The organism is Streptomyces sp. E2N166, from assembly GCF_003671715.1.
GTDB lineage: Bacteria > Actinomycetota > Actinomycetes > Streptomycetales > Streptomycetaceae > Streptomyces > Streptomyces thinghirensis.
The window spans coordinates 482317-499688 of record NZ_RAIF01000031.1; the positions used below are offsets into that span (position 1 = coordinate 482317).

Genomic DNA, 17372 nt, shown 5'->3' on the forward strand with positions numbered 1-17372 from the left:
CATCCACCTGCCATGCTTCAGTTCCTCGTTCGCAGGTTGATCGGCGCCGTCGTGATCATGTTCCTGATCGGCGCGTTCACCTTCTTCCTGTTCTATACGATCCCTCAGGACTTCGCCGAGCTGTCCTGCGGCAAGAACTGCTCACCCGAGAACATCGCGGTGATCCGCGAGAACCTCGGTCTCGACAAGCCCATCACCGCCCAGTTCTGGGAGTTCATGACGGGCATCGTCGCCGGGCGGGACTTCGCCCAGGGACACTGCTCCGCGCCGTGTCTGGGCATGTCGTTCGACTCCGGTGAGTTCGTCTGGGACTCGATCATGGACCGGTTCCCGCTGACGCTCTCGCTGACGGTCGGCGGTCTGGTCATCTTCCTGATCCTGGGCCTCGGCTCGGGCCTGCTCGCCGCCTGGAAGCGCGGCACGGCCGCCGACAAGCTCGTCAGCGGTGCCTCGATCGTCCTCAGCTCGTTCCAGATCTACTTCCTCGGTCCGATCGTGCTCGGCATTCTCGTCTACCAGTCCGGGATCATGGAGAACCCGAGTTACAAGCCGTTCACCGAGAACCCGGTCACCTGGGCGATCGGTCTGCTCATCCCCTGGCTGGTGATGGCCACGATCTTCACCGCCCAGTACACCCGTATGTCCCGCTCGACCATGATCGAGCAGCTCCAGGAGGAGCACGTCCGCACCGCACGGGCCAAGGGCATGAAACAGCGGTACGTCTTCTTCCGCTACGCCTGGCGTGGTTCGCTCATCCCGATCGTCACCATTCTCGGCATGGACCTCAGCGCGTTGCTGTCCGGCGCGGTGGTCACGGAGTTCACGTTCGACCTGGCCGGCATCGGTCGCCTCGCGGTCGACTCGTCGCTCACCAAGGACCTGCCGGTGACGATGGGCGTCATGCTGTTCGGAGCCTTCTTCATCCTGCTCCTGAACATCCTCGTGGACCTCGCCTACGCCTACATCGATCCGCGCGTGCGGCTCAGCTAGGAGAAACACCGTGAGCACTCTGACCAAGACCGAAGGCGAGACGGCCCCGACCGGGCCGGAGTCCTTCCTCTCGGTAAGCGACCTCCGGGTGCGGTTCTCCACCGAGGACGGCATCGTCAAGGCGGTCGACGGCCTGTCCTTCGACGTCGCGCGCGGCCGGACTCTCGGCATCGTGGGAGAGTCGGGTTCCGGCAAGTCCGTCACCAACCTCACCGTCCTCGGCCTGCACAACCCCAAGAACACCACCGTGGAGGGCGAGATCGTCCTCGACGGGAAGGAACTCGTCACCGCGACCGAGAAGGAGATGGAGAAGCTCCGCGGCAACAAGGTCGCCATGATCTTCCAGGACCCGCTGACCGCGCTCTCGCCGTACTACACGGTGGGCCGGCAGATCGCCGAGCCCTTCATGAAACACACCGGCGCGTCCAAGAAGGAGGCGCGGGCGCGGGCGATCGAGATGCTGACCAAGGTCGGCATCCCGCAGCCCAAGTCCCGGGTGGACGACTACCCCCACCAGTTCTCCGGCGGTATGCGTCAGCGCGCGATGATCGCCATGGCGCTGGTCTGCGACCCCGACCTGCTGATCGCCGACGAGCCGACCACCGCCCTGGACGTGACCGTCCAGGCCCAGATCCTCGATCTGCTCAAGGACCTCCAGCAGGAGTTCGGCTCGGCCATCGTCTTCATTACCCACGACCTCGGAGTCATCTCCGAGATGGCCGACGACCTGCTGGTGATGTACGCGGGCCGGGCCGTGGAGCGCGGCAGCACCGCCGAGGTGCTGCGCAGGCCACGCCATCCGTACACGTGGGGGCTGCTCAGCTCGATGCCGCGGCTCGGCGGCAGCATCGACCAGGCGCTCACCCCGATCCCCGGCACGCCGCCCAGCCTGCTGAACCCGCCGTCCGGATGCCCCTTCCACCCGCGGTGCGCGTTCACGGGCGAGGTGCCGGGTGACCGGTGCAGCACCGAGCGTCCGCCGCTCGGCGAGGGACGGGCCGCCGCCTGCCACCTGACGGCGGAGCAGAAGCAGACCTTCTTCATCGACAAGATCCAGCCCCGGCTGCGCTAGGGAGACCGAGACATGAGCGACAAACTCACCCTTCCCGCACAGCAGGGCTCCTCCACGGCGTCGGCCGAGACGCTGCTGAAGGTCGAGGGTCTGACCAAGCACTTCCCGATCTACGGCGGGTTCCCGATCAAACGAAGGGTCGGCGCCGTCCAGGCCGTGGACGACGTCGATCTGACCGTCGGCGCCGGTGAGAGCGTCGGCCTGGTGGGCGAGTCCGGTTGCGGCAAGTCCACCACGGGCCGGCTCATCACCCGGCTCCTGGAACCGACGGCCGGGAAGATCGAGTACGCGGGTCAGGACATCAGCCATGCCTCACGGAGGCAACTGGCGTCCGTCCGCTCCGAGATCCAGATGATCTTCCAGGATCCGTACTCCTCGTTGAACCCCCGGCAGACCGTCGGCACGATCATCAAGTCGCCGATGGAGGTCAACGGAATCAACCCGGCGGGCGGCCGGGACAAGAGGGTCCGCGAGCTGCTCGAACTCGTGGGCCTCAACCCGGAGCACTTCAACCGCTTCCCGCACGAGTTCTCCGGCGGCCAGCGCCAGCGCATCGGCGTGGCCCGCGCCCTCGCGCTCAACCCGAAGCTCATCGTCGCGGACGAGCCGGTCTCCGCGCTGGACGTGTCGATCCAGGCGCAGGTTGTGAATCTCCTGCAGAAGGTGCAGCAGGAGCTGGGCATCGCCTTCCTGTTCATCGCCCACGACCTGGCCGTGGTCCGGCACTTCTCGAAGCGAGTCGCCGTCATGTACCTCGGCAGGGTGGTCGAGGTCGGCGACCGGGACTCCATCTACGCCAGGCCGCGGCACCCCTACACCCACGCCCTGCTGTCGGCGGTTCCCGAGGTGTCGATGGTGGACGAGCCGGAGGAGCGTGAGCGGATCCGCCTCGCCGGCGATGTGCCCTCGCCGATCATGCCGCCCTCCGGCTGCCGCTTCCGCACCCGCTGCTGGAAGGCGCAGGACAAGTGCGCGAGCGAGGTGCCTCCACTGGTCCGGATCGACGGCAACCGCGACGGTCACCTGACGGCCTGCCACTTCCCGGAGGAGCCGACGATCGCGGCCCGCGAGGAGGACATCGTCCTCGACCCGGCGCTGGCCGCGCTGGAGGGACCGGACAAGGGCTGACCCGGCCACACCGCGAACAGACCGAGGGCCCGCGCCTGGGGAGGCGCGGGCCCTCGGTTTCCCTGGAGCGGACGTTCCGGGCTCGGGTCAATGGGCCGTAGAAGTCCGTTCCGCGAGCGGTGCCGACAGAAAAGGGGTGTTGTCAGGCAGCCGCCCGGGGGCTCTTGGTGAGACGGGGCGAGGGTACGTCATCCGTCTCGGGGTAGTGGCACGCGGTCAGGTGTCCGGCCTTGTTGCCCTCCACCTGCACGAGCGGCGGCGCCTCGGACGCGCACTTCTCCGTCGCCTTCCAGCAGCGGGTGCGGAAGCGGCAACCCGAGGGCGGGTTGATCGGCGAGGGCACGTCGCCGACGAGCCGGATGCGCTCGCGGGGCGTGTCCTCCACCGTGGCCTCGGGCACGGCGGACAGCAGGGCGCGCGTGTAGGGGTGGCGCGGGTTGTCGTACAGGTCGTCGCGGTCGGCGATCTCCATGATCTTGCCGAGGTACATGACCGCGACGCGCTGCGAGAAGTGCCGTACGACGGCGAGGTCGTGGGCGATGAAGACGAAGGCGATGCCCAGCTCCTGCTGCACCTTCTGCAGCAGGTTCACCACCTGGGCCTGGATGGACACGTCGAGCGCGGAGACCGGCTCGTCGGCCACGATCAGTTTCGGCTCCAGGGCCAGGGCGCGGGCGACCCCGATGCGCTGGCGCTGACCACCGGAGAACTCGTGCGGGAACCGGTTGAAGTGCTCGGGGCTGAGACCCACGATCTCCAGCAGCTCACGCACCCGGTTCTCGCGCCCTCCGGCCGGGTTGATGTCGTTGATCTCCATAGGACCGGCGATGATCTTGCCGACCGTCTGGCGCGGGTTCAGGGACGCGTACGGGTCCTGGAAGATCATCTGGATCTCGGACCGGATCGGCGCGAGCGCCTTGCGCCCCGCGTGCGTGATGTCCTGGCCCCGGTACACGACCTTGCCGCCCGTGGGCTCCAGCAGGCGGGTGATCAGCCGGCCGGTCGTCGACTTGCCGCACCCGGACTCGCCGACCAGGCCCAGGCTCTCGCCCTCGCGCACCTGGAAGTCCAGGCCGTCCACCGCCCGCACGGCTCCGACCGTACGCGAGATGGGGAAGCCGCCCTTGATCGGGAAGTGCTTGGTAAGGCCGCTGACGTCCAGGAGCGTTTCCGCGTTGCTCATGATGGTGAAGTCCTGTCTCTTTTACGTCAGTTGAGCCGGGAACCGGCGAAGTCGGCAAACAGCTCCGAGCGCTGGGCCGGGGGAAGGTGGCAGGCGGAGCCACGGCCCTTGACCACCTCTAGCGCGGGCTGCTCCGAGGAGCACAGCCCGCCTTCGACCTTCTCGACGAAGGCGCACCGCGGGTGGAACCGGCAGCCGGTGGGCGGGTTGAGCAGCGAGGGCGGCGAGCCCGGGATCGGCGCCAGCGGCACGTCGACCGGTCCGTCCAGGCTGGGCATGGAGCTCATCAGACCCAGCGTGTACGGGTGCTGCGGGTCGCGCAGCACCTCCTCCTTGGTGCCGCGCTCCACGCACCGGCCGCCGTACATCACCAGGACGTCGTCCGCGATGTCGGCGATGACACCGAGGTCGTGGGTGATGAAGACGATGGCCGTGCCGAACTCCTGCTGGAGGTCCTTGAGCAGGTCCATGATCTGCGCCTGGACCGTCACGTCGAGGGCCGTGGTCGGCTCGTCCGCGATGAGCAGCTCGGGGTCGCAGACCAGCGCCATGGCGATCATCGCGCGCTGGCGCATACCGCCGGAGAACTGGTGCGGATAGTCGTCCACCCGGACGTCCGGCTGCGGGATGCCCACCCGGCGCAGCATCTCGATCGCCCGGTCCCGGGCCTCCTTCTTGGAGGCGCCGGTGTGCTTGCGGTACGTCTCGCTGATCTGCTTGCCGACGGTGTGGTACGGCGACAGCGAGGCCAGCGCGTCCTGGAAGATCATCGCCATCTTGTTGCCGCGCAGCCGCTCCAGCTCCCGCTCGGTGGCGGTGAGCAGGTCCTTGTCGTCGAGGACGATCTCGCCGTCGATCGCGGTGCGGTCCCGGTCGTGCAGGCCCAGGATCGTCAGGTTGGTGACCGACTTGCCCGAGCCCGACTCGCCCACGATGCCGAGCGTCTTGCCCTTGGCGAGGTCGAAGGAGAGCCCGTCGACGGCCTTGACGATGCCGTCCTCGGTGGAGAAGTGGACCTTCAGGTCCCTGACGGAGAGGAAGGGCTGCTGTTCGGTGCTCGTCACGGGGACGCTCCAGGAGGTGATGCGGGGTAGGGGGCTACGGGCGGAGGTCAGGCGAGCCGGATCCGCGGGTCGATGAGGGCGTAGACCGCGTCGACGACGATGTTGAAGAGCACGATCGCGCCGGCCGCCAGCACGGTGACACCGAGCAGCATGGGCAGGTCGCTCTGGTTCACGGACTGGATCGCGAGTCGGCCGATGCCCTGGAGGCTGAAGGTCGTCTCGGTGATGATGGCGCCGCCGATCAGCACACCGAGGTCGATGCCGAAGAGCGTGACGATCGGGCCCATCGCACCGCGCCAGGCGAAGCGGAAGAAGACGTTGCGCTTGGACAGGCCCTTGGCCCGTGCGGTGCGCACGTAGTCCTCGCTGAGCTGTTCCACCATCTGGGAGCGCGTCATACGGGTGTAGTTGGCGGTGAAGATGATCGCCAGCACCAGCCATGGCAGCAACAGTCCGGACATCCAGGCGGCCGGGTTCTCGGTGAGCGGCGTGTACGACGGCTGGCTGAGGACGCCGAGTTCCGAGACCAGGAAGAACATCGCGATGTAGCCGACGAAGTAGATCTGCAGCGAGGAGCCGAGCAGCGACACGGAGCTGGCGAACTTGTCCAGGAACTTGCCCTGCTTCAGCGCGGCGAGCATGCCCGCGCCGACGCCGATGATCAGGAAGACGACGGCCGCGCCGAAGGCGAGCGAGAGGGTCAGCGGCAGCCGGTCCATGATCGTGCCGAAGACGGGCTCGCGGTTGGCGAAGGAGTAGCCGAGGCACGGCGCGTCGCAGTAGCCGTATCCGGCGTAGTCCCGTCCGGCGAAGACGCCGACGAGCCAGTGCCAGTACTGCATCAGGATCGACTCGTCGATGCCCAGGTTCTTCCGGATCTGTTCCAGATTCTCCGGCGTGCAGTTCTTGCCGCAGGACATCATGGCAGGGTCACGCGGGATGGCGTAGAAGAGCCAGAAGGTGACGGCGCTGATGATCAGCAGGATGACCATCGCACCGGAGACTCGGCGGACTAGGAAGCGGAGCATGGGGCGTGACTTTCCGGACGGGGCGCCGTCGCCGGGGGTAAGAGGGGGGTGGGCCGCAGGGGGCGGCCATAAGGGTGGTGGCCGCCCCCCTGGAGTCGTGCGCGCTTACTTCATCGCGTAGAGCTTGCAGAGCGCGATGCAGGTGTTGCCGGCGTCGTACACGACGTTGCCGATCTTGGATCCGTACATCCAGTTGCGGATGGAGTGGTAGTCCGGAACGACCGGCGCCAGTTCCATGATCTGACGGTCGATGGCGCCCCAGGCCTTCTTGGCCTCCTCCGGGTCCGCGATCTTGGAGGCCGCGTCGATCGCCTTGTTGACGCCCGTGTCGTTCAGCTGGGCGTAGTTGTTGCGGCCGTCGCCGATGTTCTTGCCGTGCCAGCAGGGGAAGAAGACGGAGTAGCCGTTCGGCCAGTCCGGGCTCCAGCCGGCGGCGAACAGGTCGTAGCCGTTCTCGATGTCGCCGATCTGGGTGTAGAAGGTCGACTTGTCGACCTGCTTGTTGACGACCTTGAAGCCGGCCTCTTCCAGGGCGTTCTTGATCGCGACGGCCTGCTTGACCGAGTTGTCCGACTGCTGGTAGGCGATCACCAGCTTCTGGCCGACCTTGCCGGCCTCCTTCAGCAGCGCCTTGGCCTTGGCCGGGTCGCCGCCGGGCTTCTTGGTCGTGCCGTACAGGTCGAACTGCTCGTAGCCGGGAGTCACGGGGCTCATGATCGTGGTGGCGATCTCGCTGACGGAGGCGCCGCCCTTGATCGTCTGGAGCTGCTGGTGCGGCCAGGCGTAGTTGATGGCCTGACGGACCTTGAGGTCCGTGATGCGCGTGGTGTTGATCGGCCAGTAGTAGGTGACCGTGTCGACCTGGGTGAGGACGCGCTTCTTCAGCTCGGCGTTGGTGAGCACCTGGGCGATGCGCTCGGGAGCGACCTCGTTGAAGATCGCCATCGCGTACTTGTCGTTGCCCGAGTCCGCGATGAAGCGGTCGGTCGCGGCCAGCTGCTGGAAGCCGAACTGGAAGTGGAACTTGTCCGGGTACGCGTTGCGGATCGGGTCCGTCTTCGGGTCCCAGTGCTCGTTGCGCACGTAGGTCAGGGACTTGCCGACGCTGCGGCTCTCGATCTTGTACGGACCGCAGGAGAACGGGCGCTTGTCGTACTTCTCCTTGGTGTCGTGCTTCTTCGGCACCAAGGAGTAACCGCGCATGGCGACGGTGTAGTTGAAGTCACCGCGCGCCTCGTTGAGGCGGAAGGTGATGGTCCGGCCGTCGATCTCGATCGAGTCGAGGTGCTTGTCGTCGTACGGGCCTTCGTACTTGTCGGCACCCTCGAGCCACGACTGGACGTAGATCGGACCCTCGGTGATGAACGAGGCGTAGAGGCGCTCGAAGGTGTGACGGACGTCGTCCATCGTGACCTCGGAGCCGTCCTCCCACTTCAGCCCCTCCTTCACGGTGAAGGACCAGGTCTTGCCGCCGTCCTTCATCGTGCCGGCGTCGGTGGCGGCGTCGCCGACGAGGGTGGTGGCGCCCTTGTCGTCGATCTTGTAGCCGGTCAGACCGCGCATGATCGGCACCGTGATGGCGCCCTCGGTCGACACGTAGATCTGACCCGGGTCCATGTGGTCCATGTCGAACTGGTCGAGCGAGTAGACCGTCCCGCCCTTCACCGCACCCTTGACCTCGGGGGCCGGACCGGTCGAATCGGCCTTGGTGCCGACCGGGATGTCCACGGTCTTGGTGCCGCTGACCTTGGGAGCGTCGTTCTTGGCCGAGCCGCCCTTGTCTTCACCGCCGCAGGCGGTCAGGACCGAGGACGAGGCCGCGACGACACCGGTCGCTATGAGGAAGTTTCTGCGGGAGAAAGCCATGGTGAACCCCAAGGGTGGTCATGCGGGACGGAGATGGCCGGCCGGACTCCTGTGTACGGACCGGAGGGAGTAACGGGTCAGCGCTTGGACTTCGGGTCGAGTGCGTCGCGCACCGAGTCGCCGAGCAGGTTGAAGGCGAGGACGAAGAGCACCATCGACAGGCCCGGGAAGAGCATGAAGGTGATGTCCTCGGTGTAGAACTGGGCGCCGCGCTGGATCATGACGCCCCAGTCCGGGGTCGGGTCGATCATGCCGACGCCGAGGAAGGCCAGACCCGCCTCAGCGGTCACGAAGGCCGGGAGCATCAGCGTGGACTGGATGATGATCGGCGTCCACAGGTTGGGCAGCAGCTCCTTGAAGACGATCCGCCGCGGCGACGCTCCCGTGACCTTGGCGGCCTCCACGAACTCCCGCTCGCGCAGGCCGAGTACCTGGCCGCGCAGCAGTCGGGCGAGGGAGGCCCAGCCGAAGCCGGCCAGCACGATGATCAGGGAGATGGCACGGAGCCAGGTCGGGATGTTCTCGTCGGGGGCGACGAAGAGGCCGTAGATGACCGGCATGAAGGCGATGAAGAACAGCGTGGACGGGAACGACAGCAGGATGTCGATGACCCGGCCGACGAAGTAGTCCGTCTTGCCGCCAAGATAGCCCGCCGTGATGCCGATCACGATACCGAGGAGCGCGGTGAGCAGGGTGGCGGCCACCGCGATGCCCAGCGAGGTCCGGATGCCGTACAGGAGGAAGGTGAAGACGTCCCGGCCGAGCTGCGGCTCGATGCCGAACCAGAACTCCGAGCTCATGCCGCCGTTGGGACCGGCCGGGTACGAGAAGGCGTCGAGCAGTTCGGGGCGCTGGCTCGCGTACGTGGTGTAAGGGTCCTTGCCGTACAGCTTGGCTATGAGCGGCGCGGCGAGCGCGATCACGAAGAAGAAGAGCACGATGCACGCGGATATGACACCCGCGCGGTCGCGCTTGAAGCGCTTCCAGGCCAGTCGGCCCGGTGAACGGCTCTCGCTGCCCTGATTGGTGGTGGGCGTGGGCGACTTGACGACGCTCTCGTCGGTCACCTCGAGCGGGGCAGCCGCTGATGGAGTTGGGGGGGTCATGGTGCTCCTGGCCCAAGGGAGGGGCTGATGACTCCGCAGGGCGTCCCCCTACGGGCTACGCCGGACTTTTTCAACGCAATTCGTTCAAGGTCAATAAAATCCCGCTCGGCTTGGCTTTCTCTTTACTTTCTTTACCTCTCCTTGGGTGAACCATAGCTACGCGTGTAGCGTGCCGTGATCGATCCGTGCCTTATAGCGGGCCAAATGGACTAATCGGGCAAGGCGTTCGTTATGCGGACGCCGAGTCGTCGGAATGTGTACACGAGGGGTTCGTAATCCAACGGTTCCGCATCGGATGGTGAGGATCCATTGCGCCGGGATTCAGGAATCTTCGCCGCGGCATACATGGGCTCACCCCGACATCGCCCCGACACCCCGTCAGGCATCGCCGGTCGACTGTTGGGTTCCTCCAAAAGGAGGTATGCGTGTGCGATGTGCCCCTTTTGCCCTGATGCTGGCCGGTAATGGATCAGCGGACGAGTCAGCGAACGAGTCGAACGAGTCGAACGAGTCAGGGCACGAGGAGGCACTCCATGCGCGGAGCCAGGCACGCCAGATGGGCCGCATGCGCGGCGGCGGCGGCCCTCGCGGCGACCGCCTGCGGAGGCGGGGGCGGCAGCGGCGGAGACACGAGCGCGGTCCTCAGCTCCTCCTGGGGCGACCCGCAGAACCCGCTGGAGCCGGCCAACACCAATGAGGTGCAGGGCGGCAAGGTCCTCGACATGATCTTCCGGGGGCTGAAGAAGTACGACCCCGAGACCGGCGAGGCGCAGAACATGCTCGCCGAGAAGATCGAGACCTCCGACTCGCAGAACTTCACGATCACGGTCAAGGACGGCTGGACCTTCAGCAACGGCGAGAAGGTCACCGCCCAGTCCTTCGTGGACGCCTGGAACTACGGCGCGAGCCTGAAGAACAACCAGCGCAACGCCTACTTCTTCGCGTACATCGACGGCTACGACAAGACCCACCCGGAGAGCGGCGGGCAGAGCGCCGACACACTCTCCGGGCTGAAGGTGACCGGCCCCCGCACCTTCACCGTCAAGCTCAGCCAGAAGTTCTCGACCTTCCCCGACACCCTCGGCTACCCGGCCTTCGCGCCCCTGCCCCGCGCCTTCTTCGACGACCACGACGCCTGGGTGCAGAAGCCGGTCGGCAACGGCCCGTACATGGTGGACAACTACGCGCGCGGCTCCCAGATGTCCCTGCGCACGTGGGAGGAGTACCCGGGCCCCGACAAGGCGCAGAACGGCGGCGTCGACCTCAAGGTCTACACCGACAACAACACGGCCTACACCGACCTGATGGCCGGCAACCTCGACCTCGTCGACGACGTCCCCGCCGCCCAGCTCAAGAACGTGAAGAACGACCTCGGTGACCGGTACATCAACACCCCGGCCGGCATCATCCAGACGCTCGCGTTCCCGTTCTACGACAACGACTGGAGCAAGCCCGGCTCCGAGAAGGTCCGCAAGGGCCTGTCCATGGCGATCGACCGCAAGCAGATCACGGACACGATCTTCCAGCAGACCCGCACCCCGGCCACCGACTGGACCTCACCCGTCCTCGGCGAGGACGGCGGCTACCAGGCCGGCCTGTGCGGCGAGGCCTGCGAGTACAAGCCGGACGAGGCCAAGAAGCTGATCAGCGAGGGCGGCGGACTGCCCGGCGGCCAGGTCAAGATCACGTACAACGCCGACACCGGATCCCACGGGCAGTGGGTCGACGCGGTCTGCAACTCCATCAACAACGCCCTGGACAACGACCGCGCCTGCGCGGGCAACCCGGTCGGCACCTTCGCCGACTTCCGCAACCAGATCACCGACCGGAAGATGAGCGGCCCCTTCCGCGCCGGCTGGCAGATGGACTACCCCCTCATCCAGAACTTCCTCCAGCCGCTCTACTACACCAACGCCTCCTCGAACGACGGCAAGTGGTCCAGCCAGAAGTTCGACGACCTCGTCGACAAGGCCAACGCCGAGACCGACACCCCCAAGGCCGTCGGCCTCTTCCAGCAGGCCGAGGAGGTCCTGCGGGACGAGATGGGCGCCATCCCGCTCTGGTACCAGAACGGCAGCGCGGGCTACTCGGACCGGCTGTCCAACGTGCAGCTCAACCCGTTCAGCGTCCCGGTCTACAACGAGATCAAGGTCGGCTGAGGGGGCGCCATGGGACGCTACGTCGTCCGGCGGCTGCTCCAGATGATCCCGGTCTTCATCGGGGCCACGCTGCTGATCTTCCTGATGGTCAACGTGATGGGCGACCCCATCGCCGGCCTGTGCGGCGACCGGGAGTGCGATCCGGCGACGGCCGCGCAGCTGCGGCACGAGTTCGGTCTCGACCAGCCCGTGTGGCAGCAGTACCTGACCTACATGGGCAACGTCTTCACCGGCGACTTCGGCACCGCCTTCAACGGTCAGCCGGTCACCGAGCTGATGGGCACGGCGTTCCCGGTCACCATCCGGCTCACCATCATCGCCATCCTCTTCGAGATCGTCGTCGGTATCGTCCTCGGCGTCGTCACGGGCCTGCGCCGCGGGCGGCCCGTCGACACCGGCGTCCTGCTGCTCACGCTGGTCGTCATCTCCGTCCCCACCTTCGTCACCGGCCTCCTCCTCCAGCTCCTGCTCGGCGTCAAGTGGGGCTGGATCGACCCGGCCGTCTCCTCCGAGGCCCCCTTCCGCGAGCTGATCGTCCCCGGCCTGGTCCTCGCCTCGGTCTCCCTGGCGTACGTCACCCGGCTGACCCGTACCTCCATCGCGGAGAACCGGCGCTCCGACTACGTCCGCACCGCCATCGCCAAGGGCCTGCCCCGCCACCGGGTCATCACCCGGCACCTGCTGCGCAACTCCCTGATCCCCGTCGTCACCTTCATCGGCACCGACATCGGCGCCCTGATGGGCGGCGCCATCGTCACCGAGCGGATCTTCAACATCCACGGCGTCGGCTACCAGCTCTACCAGGGCATCCTCCGGCAGAACACGCAGACCGTCGTCGGCTTCGTCACCGTCCTGGTCCTCGTCTTCCTCGTCGCCAACCTCGTCGTCGACCTCCTGTACGCCGTACTCGACCCGAGGATCCGCTATGCCTGAGCAGCAGCCGTACGAGCCGGAGCGCGCGATCGCCGGCACCGGCATGGGCGGACAGATGGACCTCGGCGCGAGCGAGGCGGTCACCCTGGAGAAGACTCCTGGGGGCCCGGAGGGCACCGGCCCCCAGGACAAGCCCCGCAGCCTCTGGTCCGACGCCTGGCACGACCTGCGCCGCAACCCGGTCTTCATCATCTCGGCCCTGGTGATCCTCTTCCTGATCGTCATCTCCATCTGGCCGTCCCTGATCGCCTCCGGCAGCCCCCTCAAGTGCGACCTGGCCAAGGCCCAGGAGGGCTCCCAGTCCGGCCACCCCTTCGGCTTCAACGGCCAGGGCTGCGACGTCTACACCCGCACCGTCTACGGCGCCCGTACGTCGGTGGCGGTCGGCGTCCTCGCCACGCTGGGGGTCGCGGTCCTCGGCAGCGTGCTGGGCGGGCTCGCCGGATTCTTCGGTGGGGCGGGGGACGCGGTCCTGTCCCGCATCACCGACGTCTTCTTCGCGATCCCGGTGGTCCTCGGCGGACTGGTCCTGCTCTCCGTCATCACCAGCAACACCGTCTGGCCGGTCATCGGCTTCATCGTGCTGCTCGGCTGGCCGCAGATCTCCCGCATCGCCCGGGGCTCCGTCATCACCGCCAAGCAGAACGACTACGTCCAGGCCGCCCGCGCGCTGGGCGCCTCGAACTCCCGGCTCCTGCTGCGCCATATCGCGCCCAACGCGATCGCGCCGGTCATCGTCGTGGCGACCATCGCGCTCGGCACCTACATCTCCCTGGAGGCGACCCTGTCCTTCCTCGGCGTCGGCCTCAAGCCGCCCAGCGTCTCCTGGGGCATCGACATCTCCGCCGCCGCCCCCTACGTCCGCAACGCCCCGCACGCCCTGCTGTGGCCCTCCGGAGCCCTCGCCATCACCGTCCTCGCGTTCATCATGCTCGGCGACGCGGTGCGCGACGCCCTCGACCCGAAGCTGAGGTGAGCCGCCGCATGCTGCTGGAAGTGCGCGACCTGCACGTGGAGTTCCACACCCGGGACGGCGTCGCCAAGGCCGTCAACGGAGTCAGCTACGGCGTCGACGCGGGCGAGACCCTGGCCGTCCTCGGCGAGTCCGGCTCCGGCAAGTCCGTCACCGCCCAGACGGTCATGGGCATCCTCGACGTGCCCCCGGGCCGGATCACCGCGGGCGAGGTGCTCTTCGAGGGACGGGACCTGCTGAAGCTGAAGGAGGAGGAACGCCGGAAGGTCCGCGGCGCCGAGATGGCGATGATCTTCCAGGACGCGCTGTCGTCGTTGAACCCCGTCCTCACCGTCGGCGCCCAGCTCGCCGAGATGTTCACCGTGCACCGCGGCATGTCGCGCAAGGACGCCCACGCCAAGGCCGTCGAGCTGATGGACCGCGTACGCATCCCGGCCGCGAAGGAGCGGGTGCGGCAGTACCCGCACCAGTTCTCCGGCGGCATGCGCCAGCGCATCATGATCGCCATGGCGATGGCCCTGGAGCCGAAGCTGATCATCGCCGACGAGCCGACCACCGCCCTCGACGTCACCGTCCAGGCCCAGGTCATGGACCTGCTCGCGGAACTCCAGCGCGAGCTGCACATGGGCCTGATCCTCATCACCCACGACCTGGGCGTGGTCGCCGACGTGGCCGACAAGATCGCCGTCATGTACGCGGGCCGGATCGTGGAGACGGCGCCGGTCCACGACATCTACAAGGCACCCGCCCACCCGTACACCCGCGGCCTGCTCGAGTCGATCCCGCGCCTGGACCAGAAGGGCCAGGAGCTCTACGCCATCAAGGGCCTGCCGCCCAACCTCACCCGCATCCCGCCCGGCTGCGCCTTCCACCCCCGCTGTCCGATGGCCCAGGACGTCTGCCGCACCGACGTACCGCCGCTGTACGACGTGACGGAGTCCGACGCGGAGCGGGGCAGCGCCTGCCACTTCTGGAGGGAGTGCCTGCATGACTGAGCCGATCCTCGAAGTCCGCGGTCTCGTCAAGCACTACCCGCTCACCACCGGCATCCTCTTCAAGAAGCAGGTCGGCGCGGTCAAGGCGGTCGACGGCGTCGACTTCCACCTCGACCGCAGCGAGACCCTGGGCATCGTCGGCGAGTCCGGCTGCGGCAAGTCCACGGTCGCCAAGATGCTGGTCAACCTGGAGAGGCCGACGGCCGGCGAGATCCGCTACAAGGGCGAGGACATCACCAAGCTGTCGGGCAAGGCCCTCAAGTCCGTACGCCGCAACATCCAGATGGTCTTCCAGGACCCCTACACCTCCCTCAACCCCCGCATGACGGTGGGCGACATCATCGGGGAGGCGTACGACATCCACCCGGAGGTGGCGCCCAAGGGCGACCGGCGGGAGAGGGTGCAGCAGCTGCTGGACGTCGTCGGCCTCAACCCCGAGTACATCAACCGCTACCCGCACCAGTTCTCCGGCGGCCAGCGCCAGCGCATCGGCATCGCGCGGGGGCTGGCGCTGCGCCCGGAGATCATCGTCGCGGACGAGCCGGTCTCGGCCCTCGACGTGTCCGTCCAGGCGCAGGTGATCAACCTGATGGGCCGGCTCCAGGACGAGTTCGACCTGTCCTACATCTTCATCGCCCACGACCTGTCCATCGTCCGGCACATCTCGGACCGGGTCGGCGTGATGTACCTCGGCCGGATCGTGGAGACCGGCCGCGACGCCGAGATCTACGACCATCCCACGCACCCCTACACCCAGGCGCTGCTGTCCGCCGTGCCGGTGCCCGACCCGGAGGCCCGGGAGTACCGCGAACGCATCATCCTGGCCGGCGACGTGCCGTCCCCGACCAACATCCCGTCCGGCTGCCGCTTCCGCACCCGCTGCTGGAAGGCGCGCGAGCGCTGCGCCCTGGAGGTACCGGCGCTCGCCGTCCCCGCCGAGTTCCGGCATGCCACCGGTCCCGCGGCCCACGACTCGGCCTGCCACTTCGCGGAGGAGAGGCAAGTGGTGCCCCATGAGGCGGATGGAGACGGTGGTGGGCACGGCAGCGGGCCGGGGTGACATGGCGCTCCCCGGCCCGCTCACGGCACCCGCACGGCCGTACGCTGATCAGCGTCGCGCGTCCGTATATCGGTGCCGCTTCGGCGAAGTTGCCTTCGTGTTAAAGCGGTTGGTGCCTTCGTGCGACGCTATGCCAGTGACCGCTTGAGGAAGTCGACCTGGAGCAGCAGCAGGTTCTCGGCGACCGACTCCTGCGGGGTCATGTGCGTGACGCCGGACAGCGGGAGCACCTCGTGCGGGCGGCCCGCGGCCAGCAGGGCCGAGGACAGCCGCAGGGAGTGGGCGACCGCCACGTTGTCGTCCGCGAGACCGTGGATGATCATCATGGGGCGCCGCGGCTCGGCGGCGTCGACCAGGCCCGAGTCGTCGATCACCGAGTTGCGGCGGTAGACCTCCGGTTGCTCGCCCGGGTGGCCGATGTAGCGCTCCTCGTAGTGGGTGTCGTACAGCCGCAGATCGGTGACCGGGGCGCCCACGACGGCGGCATGGAAGACGTCCGGGCGGCGCAGGGCCGCCAGGGCGGCCAGGTAGCCCCCGAAGGACCAGCCGCGGATGGCGACGCGGTTCAGGTCGAGCGGGAAGTCCGCGGCGAGGGCCTGGAGCGCGTCCACCTGGTCCTGGAGCACGACCGCGGCCACGTCGTCCTTGATGGCCTTCTCCCAGGCGGGGGAGCGCCCCGGAGTGCCCCGCCCGTCGGCGACGACGACCGCGAAGCCCTGGTCGGCGAACCACTGCGACGTGAGGTGGGCGTTGTGCGCGGCCACCACGCGCTGACCGTGCGGGCCACCGTACGGGTCCAGGAGTACGGGGAGGGGGGTGTCACCGTGGTAGTCCCTTGGCATAAGCACGGCGCACGGGACACGGCGTGCGCCCCCTTGCGTGAGCGTCACGCGCGGGGACAAACCGGGGTCTTCGGCGTAAGAGGCGACGGTCGCCATCGGCTTCCCGTCCCGCAGAACCCGCGCCCGCGTCCCCGGCCGGCCGAGCGTCGCGGAGACGAGAACGGTCACGCCTGCGGCGCGCACCGCCGAGTGCACGCCGGGCTCCTGCGAGACTCGCTCCACGCCGAGTTCGTTCACCCGGTACACGTGCACTTCGCCCGTCTCCGGCTCGGCCGCCTCCTCGCCGGCCGACGCGGAAACCAGCACGTCGTCGCCGGAGACGTCCAGCACCGCCCGCAGATGCAACTGGGCACCCGTGAGCGGTCGTTCACCAACCGCCAACACGCGTGCGCCGCCCTCGTCGGCGATCCGCACGAGCTGCCCGGAAGGGCTCCAGCAGGGCACGCCGGGGAAGAGTTCCAGCCAAACTGGATCTTCGTCGGCGTGCACCATCCGGGTCGCCCCGGACTCGGTGTCCACGGCCAGGAACAACTGGCTGCGCTGGTCGCGCGCCTGTACGAGGAGGAGTGGCGCACCCGCCGCTGACCAGTGCACTCGCGCCAGATACGGATACCGCGCCCGGTCCCAGAGGACCTCCGTGCGCCCCCCGTCCAGCCCGATCACGAACAGCCGTACGTCCGCGTTGGCGGTGCCCGCCGCCGGGTACCGCACCTGGTGTGGATCACGCTCGGGATGGGCCGGGTCGGAGATCCACCACCGGCTGACCGGCGTGTCGTCCACGCGTGCCACCAGCAGCCGGTCCGACCCGGGCCCCCACCAGAAGCCCCGGCTGCGCCCCATCTCCTCGGCGGCGACGAACTCGGCGAGCCCGTGGGTGACGCCCTCCGTGTCCGCCTCGGCCAGCGCCCTGTCCCCGTCTCCCTCGGCACCCACGACCCGCAGGGCGCCCCGGGCGACGTAGGCGATGTGCCTG

At 67.8% G+C, this 17372-nt stretch carries 14 protein-coding genes; 8 read left to right on the forward strand and 6 right to left on the reverse strand.

Annotated features, from left to right (window positions below; genetic code table 11):
• The first annotated feature begins 12 nt into the window (after window positions 1-12).
• The 3 genes from EBH09_RS24225 to EBH09_RS24235 are packed head-to-tail and all read left to right on the forward strand — an operon-like array spanning window position 13 to window position 3190.
• Complete coding sequence (locus EBH09_RS24225) at window positions 13-990, forward strand: ABC transporter permease (protein WP_121749043.1); 978 nt, start codon at window positions 13-15, stop codon at window positions 988-990.
• 10 nt (window positions 991-1000) lie between these two features.
• A complete protein-coding gene (locus EBH09_RS24230; protein WP_121749044.1) occupies window positions 1001-2062 on the forward strand; it encodes an ABC transporter ATP-binding protein in 1062 nt (353 codons plus the stop codon).
• A gap of 12 nt (window positions 2063-2074) precedes the next feature.
• A complete protein-coding gene (locus EBH09_RS24235; protein ID WP_121749045.1) occupies window positions 2075-3190 on the forward strand; it encodes a dipeptide ABC transporter ATP-binding protein in 1116 nt (371 codons plus the stop codon).
• 142 nt (window positions 3191-3332) lie between these two features.
• Here the strand turns inward: EBH09_RS24235 and EBH09_RS24240 are convergent, their stop codons facing one another.
• The 5 genes from EBH09_RS24240 to EBH09_RS24260 all read right to left on the reverse strand — a co-directional run bounded on the left by EBH09_RS24240 (window position 3333) and on the right by EBH09_RS24260 (window position 9437).
• The gene (locus tag EBH09_RS24240) at window positions 3333-4373 is read right to left on the reverse strand and encodes a dipeptide ABC transporter ATP-binding protein (protein WP_121749046.1); all 1041 of its coding nucleotides are present in this window, start codon (window positions 4371-4373) and stop codon (window positions 3333-3335) included.
• Between the two features lie 26 nt (window positions 4374-4399).
• Complete coding sequence (locus EBH09_RS24245) at window positions 4400-5437, reverse strand: ABC transporter ATP-binding protein (protein ID WP_121749047.1); 1038 nt, start codon at window positions 5435-5437, stop codon at window positions 4400-4402.
• Window positions 5438-5484: 47 nt separating this feature from the next.
• Window positions 5485-6465 (reverse strand): ABC transporter permease, encoded by a 981-nt coding sequence (locus EBH09_RS24250; RefSeq protein ID WP_121749048.1) that lies wholly within the window; start codon window positions 6463-6465, stop codon window positions 5485-5487.
• Window positions 6466-6570: 105 nt separating this feature from the next.
• Window positions 6571-8331 (reverse strand): ABC transporter substrate-binding protein, encoded by a 1761-nt coding sequence (locus EBH09_RS24255; protein WP_121749525.1) that lies wholly within the window; start codon window positions 8329-8331, stop codon window positions 6571-6573.
• Window positions 8332-8408: 77 nt separating this feature from the next.
• Complete coding sequence (locus tag EBH09_RS24260) at window positions 8409-9437, reverse strand: ABC transporter permease (protein WP_238697431.1); 1029 nt, start codon at window positions 9435-9437, stop codon at window positions 8409-8411.
• Between the two features lie 533 nt (window positions 9438-9970).
• Here EBH09_RS24260 and EBH09_RS24265 point away from each other — a divergent pair.
• From EBH09_RS24265 to EBH09_RS24285, 5 genes are read left to right on the forward strand one after another with little or no spacing between them, the layout of a single operon-like run.
• Window positions 9971-11596, forward strand: a complete 1626-nt coding sequence (locus tag EBH09_RS24265) for an ABC transporter substrate-binding protein (protein WP_121749050.1) — start codon at window positions 9971-9973, stop codon at window positions 11594-11596.
• A gap of 9 nt (window positions 11597-11605) precedes the next feature.
• Window positions 11606-12529, forward strand: coding sequence for an ABC transporter permease (locus tag EBH09_RS24270; protein ID WP_121749051.1), 924 nt, complete (start codon window positions 11606-11608; stop codon window positions 12527-12529).
• Window positions 12522-13505 (forward strand): ABC transporter permease, encoded by a 984-nt coding sequence (locus EBH09_RS24275; protein ID WP_193776497.1) that lies wholly within the window; start codon window positions 12522-12524, stop codon window positions 13503-13505. Before EBH09_RS24270 ends, EBH09_RS24275 begins: the two co-directional genes overlap by 8 nt.
• A gap of 8 nt (window positions 13506-13513) precedes the next feature.
• The gene (locus EBH09_RS24280) at window positions 13514-14497 is read left to right on the forward strand and encodes an ABC transporter ATP-binding protein (RefSeq protein ID WP_121749052.1); all 984 of its coding nucleotides are present in this window, start codon (window positions 13514-13516) and stop codon (window positions 14495-14497) included.
• Entirely contained in the window at window positions 14490-15557 is a 1068-nt protein-coding gene (locus EBH09_RS24285; protein WP_121749053.1) for a dipeptide ABC transporter ATP-binding protein, read from the forward strand. The genes EBH09_RS24280 and EBH09_RS24285 overlap by 8 nt, the downstream gene beginning before the upstream one ends.
• A gap of 128 nt (window positions 15558-15685) precedes the next feature.
• On the opposite strand, the gene EBH09_RS24290 is transcribed toward EBH09_RS24285, so the two are convergent.
• A partial coding sequence (locus EBH09_RS24290) for a prolyl oligopeptidase family serine peptidase (protein ID WP_238697432.1) occupies window positions 15686-17372 on the reverse strand: 1687 nt, incomplete at its 5' end.